The organism is Aureibaculum luteum, from assembly GCF_003449015.1.
Classification (GTDB): Bacteria; Bacteroidota; Bacteroidia; order Flavobacteriales; family Flavobacteriaceae; genus Aureibaculum; species Aureibaculum luteum.
Genome location: NZ_QRGD01000004.1, coordinates 39,478 through 61,170 on the forward strand (window position 1 = coordinate 39,478; position 21,693 = coordinate 61,170).

Annotated in this window: 11 protein-coding genes; 10 read left to right on the top strand and 1 reads right to left on the bottom strand. The window is 32.5% G+C overall.

Annotation, left to right across the window (positions count from 1 at the left end; genetic code table 11):
* Nucleotides 1-32: 32 nt before the first annotated feature.
* The gene (locus tag D3P13_RS11025) at nt 33-893 is read right to left on the bottom strand and encodes an inositol oxygenase family protein (RefSeq protein ID WP_117882343.1); all 861 of its coding nucleotides are present in this window, start codon (nt 891-893) and stop codon (nt 33-35) included.
* A 354-nt stretch (nt 894-1,247) separates the two neighbouring features.
* On the opposite strand from D3P13_RS11025, the gene D3P13_RS11030 reads away from it, so the two are divergent.
* The 10 genes from D3P13_RS11030 to D3P13_RS11075 all read left to right on the top strand — a co-directional run bounded on the left by D3P13_RS11030 (nt 1,248) and on the right by D3P13_RS11075 (nt 21,683).
* Complete coding sequence (locus D3P13_RS11030; protein WP_117882345.1) at nt 1,248-4,313, top strand: SusC/RagA family TonB-linked outer membrane protein; 3,066 nt, start codon at nt 1,248-1,250, stop codon at nt 4,311-4,313.
* A gap of 19 nt (nt 4,314-4,332) precedes the next feature.
* Entirely contained in the window at nt 4,333-5,976 is a 1,644-nt protein-coding gene (locus D3P13_RS11035; protein ID WP_117882347.1) for a RagB/SusD family nutrient uptake outer membrane protein, read from the top strand.
* Nucleotides 5,977-6,073: 97 nt separating this feature from the next.
* A complete protein-coding gene (locus D3P13_RS11040; protein ID WP_117882349.1) occupies nt 6,074-8,137 on the top strand; it encodes a glycosyl hydrolase 115 family protein in 2,064 nt (687 codons plus the stop codon).
* 90 nt (nt 8,138-8,227) lie between these two features.
* A complete protein-coding gene (locus D3P13_RS11045) occupies nt 8,228-10,561 on the top strand; it encodes a GH92 family glycosyl hydrolase (RefSeq protein WP_117882351.1) in 2,334 nt (777 codons plus the stop codon).
* A 12-nt stretch (nt 10,562-10,573) separates the two neighbouring features.
* Complete coding sequence (locus D3P13_RS11050) at nt 10,574-11,872, top strand: alpha-L-fucosidase (RefSeq protein WP_117882353.1); 1,299 nt, start codon at nt 10,574-10,576, stop codon at nt 11,870-11,872.
* A 78-nt stretch (nt 11,873-11,950) separates the two neighbouring features.
* Nucleotides 11,951-14,509 carry a glycoside hydrolase family 3 C-terminal domain-containing protein gene (locus tag D3P13_RS11055; RefSeq protein ID WP_198680014.1) on the top strand — a complete coding sequence of 853 codons (2,559 nt, stop codon included), beginning with the start codon at nt 11,951-11,953 and terminating at the stop codon, nt 14,507-14,509.
* Between the two features lie 53 nt (nt 14,510-14,562).
* Entirely contained in the window at nt 14,563-15,975 is a 1,413-nt protein-coding gene (locus D3P13_RS11060) for an alpha-L-fucosidase (RefSeq protein WP_117882357.1), read from the top strand.
* Nucleotides 15,976-15,993: 18 nt separating this feature from the next.
* A complete protein-coding gene (locus tag D3P13_RS22090) occupies nt 15,994-17,637 on the top strand; it encodes a sialate O-acetylesterase (RefSeq protein ID WP_198680015.1) in 1,644 nt (547 codons plus the stop codon).
* Nucleotides 17,638-17,674: 37 nt separating this feature from the next.
* Complete coding sequence (locus tag D3P13_RS11070; protein ID WP_198680016.1) at nt 17,675-18,721, top strand: phosphatidylinositol-specific phospholipase C1-like protein; 1,047 nt, start codon at nt 17,675-17,677, stop codon at nt 18,719-18,721.
* Nucleotides 18,699-21,683 (top strand): glycosyl hydrolase 115 family protein, encoded by a 2,985-nt coding sequence (locus tag D3P13_RS11075; protein WP_198680017.1) that lies wholly within the window; start codon nt 18,699-18,701, stop codon nt 21,681-21,683. The genes D3P13_RS11070 and D3P13_RS11075 overlap by 23 nt, the downstream gene beginning before the upstream one ends.
* The last annotated feature ends 10 nt before the right edge of the window (nt 21,684-21,693 follow it).

The following is a 21,693-nucleotide window of genomic DNA, read 5'->3' on the forward strand; positions in this document are numbered from 1 at the left end:
ATTAAAAGTGTTGTTTAGTTAGTAGTTAGTGATTAAAATTTTAACGAAGAAGGCAGGTATTTTGAAACTAGTTCTTCATAATAAGGTCTGAGAGCTTTCGCATCTGGTTCTACAGGAGCTTTTGAGTATAAATCATAGGGATTAAACTTTTTAACCCATTCAAACATTTCAATATCCTTTTCATTCATCAAATGTGTATAAGCATTTTCACGATGTTGTGCATAAAAGGAATGGTATCTGATCATGTATAATGCGGGCTCTGGTAAGTGATTTTTTAATATTTGGTATAAATATTCATCATGTCCCCAACTCATTTTCACCTTATCTAAACCACAATTAGGAGTATAAATTCCAAATTTAGTATTATAACGTTCATCATTGGTATCTGGGTTTTTATCAAAAAATTCAGGGTATACAATGGTATCTGAAAATTTACACCCAACTGGAAAAGTATCACCAACTACTGCCCATTGTGGTTCACCAAACAGACATAATACCTTACCTAAATCATGAATAAAACCTGTGAGTACAAACCAATCTGGATGACCATCTGCTCTTATCGCTTCAGACGTTTGCAATAAATGTTGAAATTGATCTAAATCAATATCAGGATCACTGTCATCAACCAATGTGTTTAAAAAATCTACGGCATCCCAAAGTGACATTTCATTTTTGTCAAACTTTAAAAACTCCTTCTCTTTTTCACAAACAAAACGATACGTTTGATTGATATGATTTACGCGGTAAAATTCCTTAACGGTCTCTACTCGCTCAGAATCTAAATAATTTCTAAACTCCTCCTTTTCCTTCTTAGTAGCTTCTGGATCGGGATAACGTTCTTTTAAGTTATCTTCCCAATCGTCAATATTATCCATCGGATTATCATTTGTCATACCTTTATTTTTTTAATTTTAAACTTATTGCCTATACTCTTTTAGTGTATAGTAGCCTTGCGAATAAATATATTATATATTCTAATTGAAAAGATGGACTAATATTTCAAAAATATGGACAATTTCGACCTTAAATTGTTACAATCTAAATGTTTATAAATGAATCTTGAAAAATATTTTCAATAAAAAGAAGAAATAACGGTCTATTAAAAATTGTAAAAAAAAGAAAAGAATAACACGATTTTCCATGTTTTTGAATAAAAAATCCATTCTATAACTCTCCATCTTCAGTAATTTTAACAAAATATTAATAACAACAAATAATTAACTTAAATTTTAACTAAACAATTAAATATGGAAAAATTAAAACTCTTACTAATTGTCTTTATGGTAGGTTTTTCAGTTAATACATGGGCACAAACTACGGTGTCAGGTACAGTATTAGATGATTTAAAAGAACCTTTACCAGGAGCAAGCGTTATTGTAAAAGGTACAAACAACGGAGTTGTTACAGATTTTGATGGCAAATTCACTATTACCGTTAAAAACGAAAATGCTCGTTTATTAATCTCATTTATTGGTTTTGAAACGAAGGAAATAATCTTAGATGGATCATCTAGTTACACCGTTCAATTAGAAGTTGGTGCAAATGCTTTAGACGAAGTAGTTGTCATTGGTTACGGTTCTGTTAAAAAGACAGATTTAACAGGTGCAGTTGCGTCCATAAGTGCAGCCACTATAACGGAACAGAAAAAAACAGATATCGGTCAAGCGATTCAAGGTAGAATAGCAGGAGTAGATGTTAGGGCATTAAGTAATAAGCCTGGTGCTCCACTTTCTATAGATATTAGGGGTAATACAGTAATAAAAAATAGTGACGCAGGTCGTGATGGGATTAGTGATAATCTTGCTAGTGACCTTTCAAAACCACTATATGTTGTTGATGGAATATTTTTTGACGACATTAATATTTTAAACCCTGCCGACATCCAACAAATGGATGTATTAAAGGATGCTTCTGCTACAGCAATTTATGGTGCCAGAGGTGCAAATGGTGTTGTTATTATTACTACCAAAAATGGTATAGAAGGAAAAACAGTTTTTAGTTATGAGGCTACTTTAGGGGTACGTTCTGCTACTAACATTCCTGATTTTTATAATGGTGATGAATATGTTGGCTTTGTTGATAAAGTATTAAGAAGTACAGCTTGGAAAGGACTATTTAAAAATGGATATGAAGGTACTGTGGCTGACTATAATGGCATTACAGTTGATTTATCAAGAGAATTTAAAAATACAAATGAAGAATTTGACAACGTAACAAACGGTCGTTATACTGACTGGGCTGGTGATTATAGAAAAACAGGTATACAAACAAGTCATAATTTAGCAATGTCTGGTGGTTCTAATGGACTTACATATAATGGATCTATTGGATATTTAAATGATGAAGGAGTTATGGGTATTGAAGGTTATGAGCGTTATAATTTAAGTGCTTCTATAACAAAAAAAGTTACTGATAAATTTACAGCGGGTGTAAAAGCTTACTTATCATTGTCTGAAAGAGAAGAAGGAAGTAGAGAGCTTTTTAGAAGTACGCTACGTTTAGCACCAACAGTTAACTCATTTGATCCTGATGGTAATGTTATTTTATTTCCAGATGATCAGGATGGTCGTTTTACCAATCCTTATTATGAAGATAAAGGGGCTTGGACAGTGAATACAAAATCTTTAGATGTTATTGCTAATGTGTTTTTACAATATAAGCCTACAGAATGGATGAGCTTTAAAACACAATTTGCTCCTAATATTAAGAACACAAGGTTTGGTGAATATAGAGGACTGTATACAAAAGCGGCTCGGAATGACCCTTCAAGAATCCAATCACATTATGATGCTTCATTTAAAACATCATATACTTGGGATAATATTATAGATTTTGATTTTGATATTTCAGATACACAAAACTTAAAGGCTACTTTAATTTCTTCTGTTTATTACAATCAAAGTGAATACAGTAATATTGAAACAAGAGATTTTGACACAGATGCGTATTCGTTTTACAATACTGCTGCAGGTCTAGATGTTAGAGCTTATAAAACAAATTATAGAAAAGAAACTTTATCATCATTTGCAGGTCGTTTAAATTATAATATTTTAGATAAGTATTTATTCACCTTTACAGGTAGGTATGACGGATCTTCAAAATTAGCTGTAAATAACAAATGGGCATTCTTTCCTTCTGCGGCATTTGCATGGAAAGCCAGTGAAGAAAATTTTTTACAAGACACGAGTTGGTTAAGTAATTTAAAATTTCGTTTAAGTTACGGTGAATCTGGTAACGACAGTCCAGTTAGTGCTTATAGCTCTTTAGCCTTTTTAGGTGGTGCTGATTATCTTTTCGGAAATACACATACTAATGGTGTAGATGTAAATGGATTGCCTAATTATAATTTAACATGGGAACGTTCTAAGGAAGTTAACTTTGGTATCGATCTAGGAATTATAAATAATAGAGTGCGTTTAGGTTTAGAACTTTATAGAAAAAAAACTGTAGATGCAATTCTTAGTAGAACCTTATCAAATATAACTGGATATGGGTCTGCCATAGGTAATTATGGTTCTGTAGAAAATAAGGGTATTGAGATTACTTTAAATACTGTAAATGTTCAAACGGATAATTTCAAATGGTCTACAAGTTTAAATTTTGCTAAGAATAAAAACTCAATTTTAAAATTGGATGGTTCATTAGATAAAGAGACTTATGGATCACATGGTGTACTTCAAGTAGGTCAACCTGTTGACGCCATTTATGGCTACCAAAATGATGGCATATGGCAAATAGACGAAGCTGCTGAAGCTGCCGTTTATGGAGCTTTCCCTGGACAGTATAAAGTAATAGATCAAGACAATAGTGGTACTTATGGGGCTGAAGATAAAGTTATATTAGGTCAGGTATCTCCAGATTGGATTGGAGGTATGACGAATACTTTTACTTATAAGAATTTAGATTTATCGATTCAAATATATACAAGACAAGGATCATACGGTCATTCAGAGTTCTATTCGCACTTTACACCTTATAACGGTGATGATGCTAAATTTAATAGTCTTGATATGAATTTTTGGACACCAAATAATCCAGATGCAAAGTATCCTGCTCCAGAATATGGAAATACAAATTGGTATTATGAAGATTTAAGTTTTGTTAAAGTGGGTAATATTGGTTTAGGCTATAATGCGTCACAAGGTGTATTAGATAAATTAAAAATGGCTAGTTTACGATTGTCATTAGATGTACAGAATCCATTTACATTTACTGGTTACAAAGGGCCAGATCCTGAAACTGCGTTACAAAACTCTTATAATGCAGGTTACATGACAAAAACAGTATTATTTGGACTTAAGGTATCATATTAATTTTTAAATATTATTATAGATGAAAAAAATAAAAAATATAAATCAGATAATCGTCATACTTGGTATTACACTATTATTTAGTGCCTGTAACAAGTATATAGAAGAAGATATTTATAGCGGTATTACAAGTGAGAACTTTATTGATGAAAACACCGCAGATCAATTAGTTGTAGGCCTGTATGGAGGTGTAAGAGGTGCTTTTCTAAACAGTGGTTACAAATATTTAGGAACTGACATTTTCACTACACAATTAGAAATTTTTAATACTTCTAGTGAAAATGATTATGTCAGCTTTAATGCTTCACAAACCAACGGTATATGGAATGCTAATTATGGTATAATTTCAAAGGCGAACACGGCTTTAAATAGATTTGAAAATGAAATTAACTGGAGTTCTGGTAAAATAGCAGATAAGACTTATGGGTTAGCTCAAATAAGAGCTTTAAGAGCAGTTGCATTTTTTAATTTAGTACAACAATTTGGAGGTGTAGTACTTGATTTAGAAGAACCTCAAAGTATTCGTAATGATTACACGCGTTCTTCAGAACAAGAAACCTATACGTTAATTATTAGTGAGTTAGAAGCTGTTATTCCAGATTTAAAAGCTGACCCTGAAACAGGTAGATTTTCTAAACGTGCTGCACAACATGTGTTGGCAGAAGTATATTTAACAAGAGCCTATAAAGATTATGGACAAAGTACTGATTTTCAAACAGCAGCCGATTTAGCTTTACAAGCCATTGATGGTTATGATATTAGAAGTCAATCTTTTGCTGAACTTTTTGCTTATGATAATCAAGTGAATGACGAAATACTTTTTGCAGGACAATTTGGAGATACCGGTTTTTCAGAAGACAATGGCAATAACATGCATTCTTTTGGTATGTATCAAGTATTTAATTTACCAGGTGTAAGTAGAAAAAACCCTTATGGTGTAAAACTTAGCAATACAATGCCAACCCCTTACTTTTATTCTTTATTTGAAGATAATGATACCAGGGAAGATGTAACTATTCATAGAACAATAATAGCAGACGAAGAAGGTGGATTAGGTACTGATATAATTAATCCCGGTGATACTGTTATCTATTTTCCGAAATATGCATTGAGTGAAACAGAAATTAAAGATAAGTTAGATCGTTATTGGGTATACCAACCAGATCAATATTTATTTGGTAGACCCGCTGATATTGATGGAGTTGTTTATAAGTATTCATTAAATCCAGAGTTCATTAGTTTTCCAATATTGAAAAAGTTTGATGATGAAATTTTTGAAGAAAATGGTAGTGGTGCTCGCGATAATTTTATTTATAGAGTAGCTGGCACACACTTAATGGCTGCCGAAGCATTTTTAGGTGCTGGTAATAGTGCACAGGCTTTATTTCATTTAAATAGAGTTAGAGAAAGAGCAACAGGTGTTGCTGATTATTACACTTCAATTGATTTAGATGATATACTTGTTGAAAGAGCATTAGAGTTAATAGGTGAAGAAAATAGATGGACAGTTTTAAAACGTATGGGTAAATTAGAGGAAAGATTAATATATAACCCTCATTATGTAGATCACGGTACATTTGATGCTTCAAAACATTTATTACGTCCTATCCCTGTGAAAGAGATAGAGATTTCTCCAGAAACCATGACACAAAATCCTGGTTACTAAGAATAAATCAGAGTACTTAAAATATTATTTGAGTTAGTTTTTTATATAGGCAGGTAATTATACTACCTGCCTATATTTTAACAATAGCGTAATTAAAATGGCAAAAAACATTCGTCATAGGGTAATCTTTTTTTATACACTTCTAAGCATCAGCTTATTAATATCATGTAAGCCAGACGTTGCCAAAAACCATACTATTTATTTAATCTATGGTGAAAATGCTTCAGAATTAGAATTAAATGCTATAAACGATTTAAAAGTAGATTTAACTAAAATCAGTGATTCTGATATTCATATAATTTCAGAAAATAAAGATATACCTTCTCAGGGTGTATTCTTTGTCCTTGGCACTCCAGAATCAAGTACTTTAATCTCAAAAATGACACAAGATGATGAGTTATCTATTAGTGTAACTCAACCTGGACCAAGAGGTGGTATTTGGGCAAAAAAAGAAATAAAAAACAACACACAAGTTATTGTAATAGCAGGCTCTGATGTACAAGGTATGCAATATGCCATCTATGATTATTCTAAGGAAATTCTAGGTGTTGATGCTTTAGAATATTGGACAGGTACACTGCCAAATAAAAATAAGAAAATTAACTTTTTTGATTTTGAGGAAATAACTATTTCTCCACCACAAATACCAATTTTAGGCTATTTTGAAAATGATGTCGATGAGTTGGCAAATTACCGTGGTAAACTATTAGAATATGATTGGGAAAGTTATACCGAATTAATTAATTCTTTAGTTAGAATGCGTTATAATGCCATTCAACTTTTTGACATGTTGGGTCGTCCTGAATTTTTTACGAGACCTGAATATAAAAAGCTTAATCCAGATTATAAACTTCGCGTTTCTTATGTTGATAGTTTGATAAACTATGCCCATGAAAAAGGGATGATGGTACAAATTGACATCAGCTTAGGTTATAAAATAAAACCTTTAGATCAAAATAAAGCCGACTGTTGGACAGATTACAAACAAGATTGGATAGATACATGGACCTATTATTTCGAAGAAACTCCATTTTCAAAAGCTGATATTTTTTCATTACGTCCCAGAAATCAAGTTTGGGACTGGGAATATAAAAGCTCTTGCGGTGAAGATAAAACGGAAGTGTTTAATGAAGTATATCAAGTCCTAGGTGACTTAATTGATAAACACAATCCGAATGCCAAAAAAGTATTGGTTTGTTATGCAGATGGAATGGAAATGTTTAATAACAATTTCAACCCTCCAAAAGATTGGTTAGTAGCATGGTCAGATGATGGCTTTAGTGGCTTTAAACATCTCCCTGAAAGTACAAAAGATTATGATTTCGGAACGTATATGCATGCCGGGTTTTGGCTTAATCATACCGTACATGACCCCTACCCTAATAAAATAGATACCATAATGAAAAGTATGGTAAGAAAATATAAAGCTGACAAATATTGTTTGGTAAATGGACAAACATTTCGTCCTTTTCTATTAAATATGGAGGCTTTCTCTGAGTTATCAAAAAATGTTGAAGCCTTCGATGGTGATTTATTTTATAAACAATGGTCTGAACGTTATTTTAATAAAGAAGCTTCAGAATATGCCATTAAATCAATGCGAAAATTACATGAAGCTCAATTAAATAGAGGCGGTTATGTAGAACATTTATGGGAAATTAGAGAAACGGTTTCCTATTTAAGTAATGCTCCAATTGAACGTCCAGGTAAAACACCTGTACCTTTTAATTATGAGGCTGTTGCTGAAGATTACGAGCATATCGAAAACCGTCTAAAATTAGCTAAAGAAGCTCTTGATTATGCCGTAAAAGGTTCTGAATATGTATCCAACGATGATACTTTTTATAATGATTATATCACGCTTCCGGCACATCTTTATTTAGATTTAATTCAATTTGAAAATTGCTTACATAGAATTTCAAAATTCAAAAAATCATTTGAAGCCACTCGTGATACGAGTGCGTTAGATACTGCTATTCAATTATTAGATGAAGCCAATATCAAGTTAGACATAATTCATAAAAGAAGTTTAGAAGGCGACAAGAATAAAAAATGGAAAAATTGGTATAATCCTGAAATAAGAAGGCCTAATAATGGATTTCCATCCAAAGAAATGCTTGAAGCCATTCATACCAATTTAATGAAAATAAAAGGTAATTAAATGAAACGAGCATGTTCAGAATTTCATCACCCAAATGAATGATTAATTGCGAACAGCATGTGACCATTGAAAAACAATAACCATAAACACATGAAAATAAAAAATATATTAACCCTAGGATTCATAACACTTAGCATCCTTTCTATTACTTTTCTTTCATGTAAAAAAGAAAGAGAAAAAGAAGAACAAAACACTTCAGAAGTAGAAGAATATTTAACTGATAAAGTGTATCCAATTTTAGATTCAGAAAATTCTAGATGGTTTTTCTTTACATCAGCAAGCCGACCGTTTGGAATGGTAAATTTAAGTCCTGATACCGAAATAAAAGGTGCCTGGGGAAGTGGATATAGATATGCCATTGATACAATAAAAGGCTTCAGCCATATACATGCTTGGCAAATTTCAGGTCTATCCATTATGCCAGTAACACTTTCTGAAGAAAATAGTAAAACAATTTTTACCGATTTCTATTCAAAATTTAGTCACCAAAACGAAGTGATTAAACCTGGATATCATAAGATTGAACTAGAAAGATATGATATCAATGCTGAGTTAACAAGTACAAAACGTGTTGGCTTTCATAAATATTCATTTCCGAAAGAAAAAAATGCGGGTATATTATTCAATCTTAATACTGTTTTAGGCCCATGTGAAAACATAAATGGTGTGTTAGAAAAAACAGGTGATAAAGAATTTTCTGGAAAGCTTATTGCAGCCGCTACACATCGCAGACCTAAACCCTTAACCATATACTTTAAAGTTGAGCTAAATAAAGCATTCAAATCTATTGAACGCGATGATAAAACTGGTAATTATTTAATCCAGTTTGAAGCTTCAGAAGAACCTATATTAATGAAAACGGGTATATCATATACTTCAATTGAAAATGCTTCGAATAATATAGCCTCAGAGTTACCTCAATGGAATTTTGATGAAATTGTAAAAGATTCTCATAATGAATGGGAAGGTTTATTAAGTAGGATTAAAGTTAAAGGAGGTACTGATCAAGAACAAAGACGTTTTTATACAGATTTATGGCACGCACTTCAAGGTAGAAGGATAATTAGTGATGTAAATGGTGCCTATCCAGATAATACTGGAGATACTTTTAAAATAGGTCAGATTCCATTAAATGAAAATGGAAAACCAAAATTTAACCATTTTAACTCTGATTCTTTTTGGGGGGCACAATGGACTATTAATACATTGTGGGGACTCGTTTATCCAGAAATAAAAGAAGAATTTGTACACTCATTACTACAATATGCTAAGGATGGCGGTTTAATTCCAAGAGGCCCATCTGGTGGTAATTATACCTATGTAATGACAGGTGCTTCTAGTACACCTTTTATAGTAAGTGCAATTCAGCAAGGTATAATTAAGGAAGATTTAGAAACTATTTACCAAGCACTTAAAAAGAATCATATGTCAGGTGGCATAATGGAAAAAGCGGGATACGAACATAAAACAAATCTTGGTGGTGGTTTAAAGTATTATATAGAAAAGGGATATGTACCCTACCCTATTCCTGAAGGTAATTTTGGAGGTCATCAAGATGGTGCAAGCCTTACTATGGAATACGCCTACCAAGATTGGACATTGGCTCAATTGGCAATGAAATTAGGCCATACAGAAGACTATAATTATTTTCTAAAAAGATCAAAAAATTATCAAAATGTTTATGATAAATCATTGGGTTGGATGCGACCTAAAGATGTGAATGGAAAATGGTACAAAGATTTTGATCCCTATCAAGTTGAACATGGTTTTATTGAATCTAATGGTGCTCAGTCTACTTGGTTTGTACCTCATGATTTAGAAGGGTTGGCTACTTTAATGGGAGGAAATGAAAAGGCTATTGAAAAACTAAACAATCAATTTAAAACTTCTGAAAAATTAAATTTCACAGCAGGCACCTCGCATTCTCAAGAAGGTCATCCTGAATATAGACGTATTCCTATCAATTATGGCAACCAACCTTCTATACAAACTGCTTTTATTTTTAATGAATTGGGGCGTCCTGATTTAACAGAATATTGGTCTAGAAAAGTGGCTGATAAAGCTTTTGGTGGATTGTCACCATCAACAGGTTACAATGGTGATGAAGATCAAGGTCTTATGGGCAGTTTAGCCGTACTTATGAAAATTGGATTGTTTCAAATGAATGGAGGAACTGACAGTAATTCAGAATATCAAATTGGAAGTCCTATTTTTGATGAAGTAACCATTAAATTAAATCCCGATTATTATTCAGACAATACCTTTACAATAAAAACAAAAAATAATGGTCCAACCAATACACTAGTCAACAAGGTTTTGTTGAATAATAAGCCAATTAATAACTATCAATTAATTCATAGCGATGTTATTAAGGGAGGAACATTAATTTTAGAAATGACAAGTGAAGAAACTTTAAAAAATTAAAAAATTATGAGAATGAAGATAAAAATTACTATCACTTTGTTTTTTACCGTTTGCATAACAACCTTTGCTCAACTTAAAAACAACCCTGACCTCGTAGAAGATTATATGGATATGGGCTTTGGTTTATTTATTCATTGGAGTGTCGATTCTCAATTGGGTAGTGTTATCAGTCATTCATTAGTTGGTGCTTCAGACGATTATGTAGATAAGTATTATAATGAACTTCCAAAAACATTTTATCCTGATAAATTTGATGCGGATGAATGGGCTCGCTTGTTTAAAATAACAGGTGCTGAATATGTAGTTTTTACAGCAAAACACCACAATGGTTTTTGTATGTGGGATACTAAAACTACCGATTTTAATATTATGAATACACCTTACGGTATAGACATCGTAGGACAACTGGTAAAAGCTTTACGTAAACAGGGATTAAAGGTTGGCTTGTATTTCTCTCCTGAAGATTTTAGCGTTTTACGAAAACAAGGTCATTTAATTTCTCGTAAGGGTGAAATGAGTAGTGTGAATAAAAATCCAGAATTATTAGCATATGACAAGGAACAAATAGATGAGTTAATAGATAAATATAAACCAGACATTATGTTTTTTGACTCTTTTCATAAAGCTGATATTGTAAAACATGTTCACAAAAAAGATCCATCTATAATTGTTACCAGAGGTGAAATGAAAACTCCAGAACAGAGTATCCCTGGAGGTGCAATGCCAGGACCGTGGGAAACCTGTATGACTATGGGAACACAATGGCAATACAAACCCACCAACGAGAATTATAAAAGTGGTTCAGAGTTAATTGAAAAATTAATTGAAATTAGAGCTAAAGGAGGTAATTTCTTGTTAAACATTGGCCCAAAACCTAATGGTGAAATTCCTATAGAACAAGAAGAACGCTTGCGTGAAGTAGCTCTTTGGATGTACGTAAATGAAGAAGGCATAAAAAACACAAGAACGTTACCGACAATTATTAAAGATGGTGATATGTGGTTTACAAAAGATAAAAAGGAAAACACAGCCTATGTTTTTATCACCAACCAACAAAATTGGTTTAAAGGTTTTAGACGAAATTTTCTGCTAAAAAACATGAAATCCACAAAAAACACCCAAGTTTCAGTATTGGGTCAAAGTGATTTAGTCGTTGAATATTGGCCCGAAAACACGCCTACAACGCGGTTTATACAGCATGACGATTTGTTAGAAATTTCTGTGAGTAGGGCACAACGACTCTACAATAATAAAATATGGCATAACCCCATTGTGGTTAAAATTACCAATGTTGAATTCATTAAAAAGTAATTATACTGTTCATTAAATTCATATTGTAATAGTACCTTTTGGGAAAATATAAATATTAATATAAGATTTTATTATCTGATGAAATTAAATACGTTTATACTATTTATACTCTGTTTATTTCCAATGGTTGGGACAACACAAGAACAGTTTCCTTTTCAAAATCAAAAGTTGTCAACTGAAAAGAGAGTAAATGATCTATTAGATCGTTTGACTATTGAAGAAAAAGTTTCATTATTAGTTTCCACATCCGTAGCAATTCCGAGATTAAATGTAGCAAAGTATTATCATGGAAATGAAGCGTTACATGGTGTTGTAAAAGGGGGACGGTTTACTGTTTTCCCTCAAGCAATAGCTTTGTCAGCAACTTGGAATCCTAATTTGATTTATAATGTATCATCTGCTATCTCTGATGAGGCAAGAGCCAAATGGAATTTTTATAATCAGGGTCTAGACCAAAAAAATGTCTATAGTGATTTACTAACCTTTTGGTCCCCTACTATAAATATGGCTAGAGATCCTAGATGGGGACGGACTCCAGAAACCTATGGTGAAGATCCTTATCTAACCAGTAGAATAGGTGTTTCTTTTGTAAAAGGACTACAAGGAAATGATAAAAAATATTTAAAAGTAGTTTCCACTCCAAAACACTTTGTTGCTAATAACCAAGAAGAAAACAGATTTGCATACAACGCTGTGGTTTCAGAAAAATCATTACGTGAGTATTACTTTCCTGCGTATAAAGCGGCCGTTAAAGAAGGAAACGCTCAAGCTATAATGAGTGCATATAATGCCATAAACGGTATTCCTAGTACGGCAAACAATTGGCTTTTAAATACTATATTAAGAGAAGAATGGGGTTTTAAAGGGTATGTGGTGAGCGATTGTGGAGCCCCCACCTATTTAGTGAAGTCACACCAATTTGTAAAAACTAAAGAACAAGCTGCAAAAGTTGCTATAGAAGGTGGTTTAGACTTAGAATGTGGTAATGATATTTATGCAAAGCACTTATTAACGGCTTATAAAAATGGGTTAGTTTCACAAGCGTCAATTGACAAATCGGTTACCCGTGTTTTAAGAGCACGATTTAAATTAGGTATTTTTGATTCCACGGATAAAAATCCATATACAAAAATTTCACCTGATGTTATTGGTTCTAAAAAACATCAAGATTTGGCTCTAGAAACATCAAGGCAATCCATTGTTCTTTTAAAAAATCACAATAATACGTTACCTTTAAATTCTGATAAAATAAAAAAAATAGCAGTAGTTGGTTTTAACGCTAATCAAGTTGTTTTTGGTGATTATAGCGGATTACCAGTAATAAAACCAATATCTCCACTTGAAGGTATTCAAAATAAAGTAGGTGATAAAATAGCCGTGAACTATGTGAAATGGAAAACAGCTGCCAGAAATTTAAATCTTTTGGAAGCAGAGAATTTACGAAATGATTTTAATGATGAATCAGGTCTATTTGGTGAATATTTTGATGATAAATTTTTAGAAGGAACCCCACAAACACGTGTTGACAAGGTTGTTAATTTCGATCCTGTAAATAACCCTCCAGATCCATATACCAATTTTAGGCATAAATCTATACGCTGGACAGGTTATATTACACCCAACTTTTCAGGTTCGTATAAAATTGGAGTGAACTCTGATGACGGAATTCGTTTATGGTTAAATAACAAGCTGGTTGTAGATGAATGGCACAATCGCGGAGCTACGACTGATCAAGTTGAAATTAATATGGAAGCTGGTAAAAAATATGCTATTAAATTAGAGTATTTTGATAATGGCGGTGACGCAATTTGTCAACTACTATGGGAAGTTCCTAGTAATACTGACGATATATACCAAGAGGATAAAGAAGCAGCTAAATCAAGTGATTATGTTATTGCTGTTATGGGTATAAATAAATCTATTGAAAAAGAAGGAAAAGATAGGACCTCGTTAAATTTACCTGACGATCAAATTAATTATTTAAAAGAGATGTATGCCATAAACAAGAATATGATTGTTGTTTTGGTTGCGGGTAGTTCTCTGGCTATTAATTGGATGGACGAAAATATACCCGCTATTATTGATGCTTGGTATCCAGGAGAATCTGGCGGAACAGCAATTGCAGATGTATTATTTGGAGATTACAACCCTGCGGGTAGATTACCATTTACCTTTTATAAATCTGTAGATGACTTACCTCCTATGGAAGATTATGAAATATCTAATGGTAGAACGTATATGTACTTTCAAGGAGATGTATTATATCCTTTTGGATACGGATTAAGCTATACTAAATTTGAGTATAGCGACTTTAAGGTAAAAGAACATGGTGAAAAGATTATTATTTCTGCCACTATTAAAAACACAGGTAATTATAATGGTGATGAAGTAGTTCAATTATACTTTAAAGCTCCAAAATCTGTTACTGAAAGTCCCATAAAAAAGTTAATTGGTTTCAACAGAACTACCATACCTATTGGAAAATCAAAGCAGGTTCAATTTCAAGTCTCTAAAAAAGAATTGCAATTTTGGGATGCAAATAAGAAGCAATGGATTTTTAAAAATGGAACGTATGAATTTATGCTGGGAGCTTCTTCTAAAGACATTCGTTTAAAGAGTACAATTTTAATACATTAGCGAATCAAACGATTCTCTAGATAAATCACGATTTATTATTCAAATACCATCAGATGAATATAGCCACTAAAAAAAGAATTCTTTACAGTTTAATTGTTATTTATAGCTCTCTGAATATTAGCTATGCTCAATCATCAGAGAAAATGGATTGGTGGAAAGATGCTAAATTCGGAATGTTTATGCACTGGGGTTTGTATTCTGAAACTGCAGGTTACTGGGATGGGCACATTGCAAAGGGCAATGAACACTTTATGATTCACGAAAAAATTTCCTTAAAAGAGTATGGAAAAATAGCCAATGACTTTAATCCCGTAAATTTTGATGCTGAAAAATGGGTGTTGACTGCTAAAGAGGCTGGTATGAAGTATATTATCATTACCTCTAAACATCATGATGGTTTTGCCATGTTTGATTCTCCTTCCAACGACTATAATATTAAAAAACGTACACCTTATGCAACAGACCCCATGAAAGCTCTTGTCGATGCTTGCCATAAGTACGACATGAAATTTGGATTTTATTATTCTTTAGGTCGAGATTGGGAAGATCCAGATGTTGCTACAAACTGGCCACATAAAGGTGGTAGAAGTAATTTAGTTGATTATCCAGATGAAGATATTAAGGTTTTTAGCCGATATTTTAAGCGAAAAGTAAAGCCTCAAATAAAGGAACTACTTACCCAATATGGTAAAATTGACGTCATATGGTTTGATACGCCTGAACTTATAAGTGTTGATGAAAGCAAAGAATTACAAGATTTAATACAAGGTTTACAGCCTGAGTGTATTATCAATAGTAGAATAGGAAATGGCTTAGGCGATTACCAAGTAAAAGAGCAAAAAATTGTTGAAGACTTAGAAGTTAAGCCTTGGGAAGCTTGTATCACCATGAGTAAAAATTGGGGGTATATTGAATATGACACCATTTACAAATCGTCAGAGTTAATGACAAGGCAGTTACTAGAAATAGTGAGTAAAGGAGGTAATTTATTATTGAATAATGGGCCAACTGGTAAAGGTGAAATTAGACAAGAAGCTCAAGAACGATTACAAGAAATAGGAACTTGGATGAAATTAAATTCAGAAGGTATTTATGGTTCTACACCATGGAAAACGCATAGTGAAAGACCTAATGATAATGATAAAAAAGAATCTCAAGTAAAAGTTGAAGATAAGAAAAATACGTTGAAAGATGCTGTAAATGATGCTACCTCCAAAGAGATTTTTCCAGAAACAATTTTCACTCAAAAAGATGGATTTATTTATGCCTATGTATGCAGTTTTAAAGGGGATAAAGCAGTAATAAAAGCCCTTTCATCTGACAAAAAAATAAAGTCTGTTACACAATTAGATAATTCTAAAGAAGTAAGTTGGAAACAAACCAAAGTGGGTTTAGAATTAGGCATTCCAAGATATTCCAGCACTGAAATCCCGATTACAGGTTTTAAGATAGAATTTGAAAAATAATGTATCAATTATAATAATATGGCAATATCAATAAAAAAACTAAAACTTATAATTTTTACTGTTTTTTTCAGTGTATCAGTACTCGCTATGGCACAAACGAGAGATACAATTTATTTATGGCCAGATGAAGTGCCAGGAGAAAGTCAAAAAAAACACATTGCAAAGCAAACTGAAAATGTATCGGGTAATGTCAAAAGACTAACCGATATCACAAACCCATCATTAACTGTTTATAAACCCAAAAAACAAAATGATGCTAAAGCCGGTATAATAATTTGCCCTGGAGGTGGCTATCAAATTTTAGCTATTGATAAAGAAGGTTATGAAATTGCTGAATGGTTAACTAGTTTAGGTTACACCGCTTTTGTTTTAGAATATAGAGTCCCGAAAAAAGAAAAAGGAGCTAAACAAGATTTACAAAGAGCTTTACGTTTGGTTCGAAGTAAAGCTAAAGAATTTAATTTAAATCCACATAAAATTGGAGTCATGGGATTTTCAGCTGGTGGACATCTATCAGCATTAGCTTCAACCAGTTTTCAGACCAATACTTACGATAAAATAGATATTGCTGATAATGTATCTAGTCGCCCTAATTTTACAATGCTAATTTATCCTGCCTATTTAGATAGAGGTATAAACAAAACTATAGATCCTGCTTTTTATTTAGATAAAAACACTCCACCATTCTTTATTTTTGGAACGAGCGACGACCCTTATGGAAATAGTGGTTTAGTGATGGCTAAAGCTTTAAGAAATAATAAAGTTCCTGTTGAATTACATATGCTTGCCAAAGGCGGACACGGCTATGGTTTACGGCAAGGCAATTCCGCCGCAGAAACATGGCCAAATCTTGCAGAAAAATGGATGAATAATTGGTTAAAATCAAGAGAAATAGCAAAATATGAACGCCAGTTAAATTTTCCAAAGAAAGAAGTATTAGTGACTAACTTACCCCAAAAGAAAAAATTATGGGTGTTTCTAATGGCAGGTCAATCAAACATGGCTGGTCGTGGATTTGTTGAACCACAAGATACCATTACCTCAAAACGCATTTTAACTATAAACAAAAATAATGACATAGTACTTGCTAAAGAGCCATTGCATTTTTATGAACCGAAATCGGGTGGTTTAGATTGCGGATTGTCATTTGCAAACAGTCTATTAAAGGAAATTCCTAAAGACGTATCAATATTGCTTATCCCTACTGCTGTAGGAGGAAGTTCTACCACTAAATGGTTAGGAGACTCCATCCATAGAGATGTTAAATTACTCACTAATTTTAAAGAAAAAGTAAAATTAGCTCAAAAATATGGAACTGTAAAAGGTATACTTTGGCATCAAGGTGAAAGCGATGCAAATACAAATGATATTCCTAAATATGAAAATAATTTAAAACATTTATTTAAATCATTTAGAAGCTCTGTTAGAAGTAAAAAATTACCAATATTAGTCGGAGAACTTGGAGGGTATAGACCAGAAAGTGAGACCTGGAAAGCCATCAACAAAATTATAAATACCTATGCAAAAAAAGACAAATATACTTTTGTCATAAGTACAGCTGATTTAATAGATAAAGGTGACAATTTACATTTTGATTCAGAGAGTCAACGAATCTTAGGTAAAAGATTTGCCAATTTTTATATTGAAAATATCAATCCATAAAAAAAATACGATGTTTAAAAAGAATTACCAATTAGTTATGAAAATAATTTTTGTACTACTTTTTTTGGTTGGATGTAAAAGTAAAAACGTTTATTTAAATGATATTCAAGTAATTGGCAGTCACAACTCTTATAAAATCCCTATTGAGAAACCGTTGTATGATTATTTAGAAAAAATAGATACAAAGAGAATGAAGGGTTTACAATATGGTCATATTTCATTAAGTAAGCAATTAGATTTGGGCTTACGGAATCTAGAATTAGATGTTTTTTATGACCCACAAGGTGGATATTTTTCAAACCCTAAGGGATTAGATATTGTAAAATTAACTGGACAAGAACCGTTGCCTTATGATAGTGAGGAGAAACTAAAATTACCTGGCTTAAAAATGTTTCATATCCAAGATATCGATTTCAGAAGTCATCATCTCCTTTTCACAGAAGGTTTAGAAGCCCTAAAAAAATGGTCTGATCTGCACCCTGACCACTACCCTATTTCCATCTTAATTAACACAAAAGATCAAAAAGTTGATCAAACTAGAACCCCATTACCTTTTGATAAAAATGCACTAAATAGTTTAGATGAAGAAATCAAAAGTGTTTTTTCTCATTCAAAATTAATTATGCCTGATGATGTACGCAGAAACTTTAAAACTTTAGAGGAAGCTATTTTAAAAATCGGCTGGCCAGAACTAAATACTTTAAAAGGAAAATTTTTATTTGTGCTAGATGAAAAAGAAGAAAGAATCAATAGCTATTTGGACGGACACCCTTCTTTAAAAGGCAGAGTACTTTTTGTAAATAGCAAAGAAGGCAACCCTGAAGCTGCTTTTAGAATTATTAACGATCCAATTCAAAATTTTAATTATATCAAAGAGTTAGTTTCCAAAGGTTATATGGTAAGAACACGTGCAGATGCAGGAACGAAGGAAGCAAGAAATAGTAGTTATTTACGATTTGAAAAGGCTAAAGCATCTGGTGCACAAGTAATCTCTACAGATTATTACATACCCTCTACTTTATTTAAATCTGATTTTAAAGTAATATTTAATGATGGTAGTTATGAAAGAATTAAAAAGAATTAAGATGTTTAGAAACAAATATTATTTGAAATTTGTACTTCTTGGGTTGTTGTTTTGTTTACAACTTAATGCACAAACTGCAATTAACTTTCCCTTAATTTCAGATGAAAATAATGCCACATTACGCATTGACAAACGAGATGCCAAAGTAGTATCTATTGCTGCAGAAATGTTAATAGATGACATTTTTAAAGTAACTCAAAAAAAACTAGTAACTGATACTAAAAATAATCCTTATCAAATAATCGCAGGCACCTTAGGACAAAGTAAACTTATAGATCAGTTCGTTTCAAAACATAAGATTGATGTCTCAAAAGTTTCTGGGAAATGGGAAACCTATACTATTCAAGTCATTGAGAATCCTTCAAAAGAAATTAAAAAAGCATTAGTAATTATAGGTTCTGATCGAAGAGCAACTGCTTTTGGCCTCTTAGAATTATCAAGAATGATTGGTGTTTCTCCATGGGAATGGTGGGCAGATGCTGTCCCTACTAAAAAAGAAGAATTAGTTATTCCAATAGTCACTACAACTTACGGTTCACCATCGGTAAAATATCGTGGTATCTTTTTAAATGATGAAGATTGGGGATTACAACGTTGGGCAGCTTTAAATTTTGAGCCTGAAACCGGTGATATTGGGCCTAAAACATATGCGAAAGTTTTTGAATTACTATTGCGTTTACGAGCCAATACTATTTGGCCCGCCATGCATAAATGTACCAAAGCATTTTACCATTATCCTAAAAACAAGGAAGTAGCTGATGATTATGCCATTGTTATCGGGAGTTCGCATGCAGAACCCATGTTGTGCAACATTAATGCAGAATGGAATCACGAAAGTATGGGAGAATATCGATATGATACTAATGCCGAAGTCATAAAGGATTTATTTAAAAAACGAGCTAAAGAAACTCAAAATTTTGATGGAATTTACACTGTTGGTATGCGTGGAGAGCATGATTCACCTATGATTGTTGGTGAAGATAATACAGACGCTCAGGTTTCTTTATTAGAACAAGTAATTGCTGACCAAAGAGCTATTCTTAACAAATATTCTAAAAATGGTGTTGATAAACCCCAAGCGTTCGTGCCTTACAAAGAAGTATTACATTATTACCAAAGTGGATTAAAATTACCAGAAGATATAACCCTAGTTTGGACAGACGATAATTATGGGTATATCCGTCAATTAAGTAATCCTGATGAACAATCACGTTCAGGTGGAGCCGGTGTTTATTATCACACTTCATATTGGGGAAGACCACATGATTATTTATGGTTAAACTCTACAAACCCTGTTTTAATGTGGGAAGAAATGTCTAAAGCTTATGAGTTCAAATCGCAAGATTTATGGATACTAAATTGTGGAGATATTAAGCCACATGAATACAGTATCGAATTATTTTTAGACATGGCGTGGAATATGAATGATTTCAAAAAAAATAAAGATATCAGTAAACATCAAACAAGCTGGGCTTCAAGAGAATTTGGTGCTAAAAATGCTACAAGCATTTCTAATTTAATGCATTCATACTATACGTTGGCGTTTAAAAGACGACCAGAATTTATGGCGTGGAGTCAAGTAGAACCTGTTACTAAATCAAATCCTACAGAATTTACGCAATACCATTATGGAGACGAAGTTTCTCAACGAATTACTGACTATCAGAATTTAATTAATGACGCTACTGCAATAAAATCTAAAATTTCAAAAGAACAGCAAGATGCCTTTTATCAATTAGTCTATTACCCCGTTATTGGTGCTGCAAATTTAAACCACAAATGGTTATATGCGTATAAAAATAAATTCTTAGCAACACAAGGAAGACAAAGTGCTATGGATTTTGGAGACAAATCAGCCCTTGCTTATAAAGCTATCATAAAAGAAACCAACTATTTTAATAAAACAATGAAGAATGGAAAATGGGATCATATTATGAGTATGGCTCCAAGGCATTTACCTGTATTCTCAAAACCTTCTTACACTGCTCCTACTCAAAGTAAAATTCCAGAATTAGGTTTAGCTTTAGAAAGTTACCAAATGGAGGTAAACAATTCAGTTATCAATAGTTATGCTGATGTACTTCCTGTTTTTAATTCATATACCAAAAACAGTTATTTTCTAGATGTTTTTCTAAAAGGTAATGGCGAATTAACATGGCAAGCTAAGCCTAAGGCCGACTGGATTAAAATAAGTAAAGTAGACGGAAAACTCAATAAAAACAATCTTGAAGAACGGCTTTGGGTAACTATAGATTGGGAAAAAGTACCAAAAGGTGAAGCTAAAAAAGAAGCCCCTTTAGGGCACGATTATCAATTAATTCCACCAAGTTACAAAGTCAATTCTGCTATAGATTTTATATCTAATGACACAATAATTACCGTTGGTGTATCCGTATTTAATCCAAAACTAGAGGCGTTAAATAATTATAAAGGTTTCATTGAAGACAAAGGTTTTGTATCTATAAATGCAGAAAATTATTCACGTAAAAATGATGGAAAGGAAGCAAAATGGGAAATTTATCATGGATTAGGATATTCGGATAATGTTAGTGTTGCATTGCCTAGAACGGCAAAGTCACAAATTACAATAGAAAATATTGTAAAAAATAGTCCTGTTTTGGAATATGATTTTTATACCTTTAATTTTGGTGACGTTAATGTAAATGTACAAGCAATACCCACACATGCTTTTTTTAAAGATAGAGGTGTTAGATGTGCCGTTTCTATTGACGATGCTGAGCCTGTACTACTCGATTTTCAAACGTTTGGAAGAAGTGATAATTGGAAAAAAAATGTGTTAAAGAATGCCACAATTCAAGTTGGAAAACAAGTTGTAAATAAGGCTGGAAAACATACACTAAAAATTTGGATGGTAGACCCGGGTGTAATGCTTGATCAAATTCTTATTGATTTAGGGGGTTGGAAAAATTCTTATGCCTTTCCTCAAGAAACAAAAATGTAAAAAAGTATTC

Coding starts and splice junctions, on each gene's coding strand:
- D3P13_RS11025 (WP_117882343.1), bottom strand. CDS start 893: ATGACAAATGATAATCCGATGGATAATATTGACGATTGGGAAGATAAC.
- D3P13_RS11030 (WP_117882345.1), top strand. CDS start 1,248: ATGGAAAAATTAAAACTCTTACTAATTGTCTTTATGGTAGGTTTTTCA.
- D3P13_RS11035 (WP_117882347.1), top strand. CDS start 4,333: ATGAAAAAAATAAAAAATATAAATCAGATAATCGTCATACTTGGTATT.
- D3P13_RS11040 (WP_117882349.1), top strand. CDS start 6,074: ATGGCAAAAAACATTCGTCATAGGGTAATCTTTTTTTATACACTTCTA.
- D3P13_RS11045 (WP_117882351.1), top strand. CDS start 8,228: ATGAAAATAAAAAATATATTAACCCTAGGATTCATAACACTTAGCATC.
- D3P13_RS11050 (WP_117882353.1), top strand. CDS start 10,574: ATGAAGATAAAAATTACTATCACTTTGTTTTTTACCGTTTGCATAACA.
- D3P13_RS11055 (WP_198680014.1), top strand. CDS start 11,951: ATGAAATTAAATACGTTTATACTATTTATACTCTGTTTATTTCCAATG.
- D3P13_RS11060 (WP_117882357.1), top strand. CDS start 14,563: ATGAATATAGCCACTAAAAAAAGAATTCTTTACAGTTTAATTGTTATT.
- D3P13_RS22090 (WP_198680015.1), top strand. CDS start 15,994: ATGGCAATATCAATAAAAAAACTAAAACTTATAATTTTTACTGTTTTT.
- D3P13_RS11070 (WP_198680016.1), top strand. CDS start 17,675: ATGAAAATAATTTTTGTACTACTTTTTTTGGTTGGATGTAAAAGTAAA.
- D3P13_RS11075 (WP_198680017.1), top strand. CDS start 18,699: ATGAAAGAATTAAAAAGAATTAAGATGTTTAGAAACAAATATTATTTG.